We start from the raw sequence: 820 nt of genomic DNA on the forward strand, positions 1-820 counted from the left end.
GTCCCGGTCCACCACGCCCCAGGCAACGCTGGCGATGATCAAGCGCATCGCCGATCTTCTTCCCACCCATACGCGACGGTCCGACGAGAGCCAGGCCATGCAGCAGCTGTCGACGCCCTTGCCGCTCGCCTTCGTCACGGCGCACGCCGCGGCGATCGCATCTTGCGACCTGGTTCTCGAACCTTCGGCCGGCACCGGTCTGCTCGCCGTCCACGCCGAGATGGCGCGCGCTTCGATCGCCCTCAATGAGCTTGCCGCGACGCGGGCCGATCTCCTCGGCCTGCTGTTTCCAAGGGTCCCCGTCTCGCGGCACGACGCGGCCCATATCGACGATCATCTCGACGCGGCCATCGAGCCGTCCGTCGTGCTGATGAATCCACCGTTCAGCGTCGGCGCCTATGTCGACGGCCACGTCACTGACGCGGCATGGCGGCATCTCTCTTCCGCATTCGCCGGCCTGCGCGCCGGCGGGCGCCTGGTCGCCATCACCGGCACCGGGCTGTCTCCCGAAAACCCCAAATGGCGGCCGGCCTTCGAACGCCTGCAGCAGCAGGGCATCGTCATCTTCACCGCGGCGATCGGCGGCCGTGTCTACGCCCGCCATGGCACCACCACTGATACGCGCCTGACAGTTATCGACAAGGTACCGGCCGCCGACCCGAAAAGCTTCGTCCCGTCGCCGAGCAAGGCCACTGATGTCGAAACGCTGCTCGCCTGGACCACGGATCTGCCGCCCCGGACACCGGGTGGCTTTCCGGATTCGATCGGCACCCTATCGAGCGGGATCCTGCCCAATGCCGCCATGCACATGGCCGCCCGA

General features: G+C 67.7%; 1 pseudogene. It reads left to right on the top strand.

What is annotated here, in order from left to right:
- Positions 1 to 820, top strand: a pseudogene (locus EN935_RS38345) (methylase); the annotation flags it as partial.

Source organism: Mesorhizobium sp. M7D.F.Ca.US.004.03.1.1 (assembly GCF_003998635.1).
In the GTDB taxonomy this organism is placed as follows: Bacteria; Pseudomonadota; Alphaproteobacteria; order Rhizobiales; family Rhizobiaceae; genus Mesorhizobium; species Mesorhizobium loti.